Raw genomic sequence first — 255 nt, 5'->3', positions numbered from 1 at the left:
AATCGCCCAGCGCGTCCATCACTCCCGGCGTGCAGATGGTGTGCGTCACTCCGCACAGGCTGTAAGCGCGCTGATCGGAAAACCGCCGCTGCCAAGCATACTCGCCAAGAGTCGGCCCCGGAAGAAACAGGCAACCTGGTTCGGCGAGTTTCGCCAGATTGGACGTGGCAATCCATGATACCGGACGGGGACGACCGGCCATCCTTTCAACGGTCTGCGCGATCCGACGCCGGGCGTTCCGAACAGCATGGGCTC

At 63.1% G+C, this 255-nt stretch carries 1 protein-coding gene; it reads right to left on the bottom strand.

Translation table 11 applies throughout. The annotated features are described in order from the left end of the window. The coding region (locus tag JT719_RS24925; protein ID WP_207436473.1) for a hypothetical protein at nucleotides 1-202 on the bottom strand (202 nt) is incomplete at its 3' end. Nucleotides 203-255 lie beyond the last annotated feature (53 nt).

Origin of the sequence: Sabulibacter ruber, from assembly GCF_017355955.1 — a bacterium.
Taxonomy (GTDB): Bacteria; Bacteroidota; Bacteroidia; order Cytophagales; family Hymenobacteraceae; genus Nibribacter; species Nibribacter ruber_A.
This window is presented reverse-complemented; position numbering and strand designations above follow the sequence as displayed.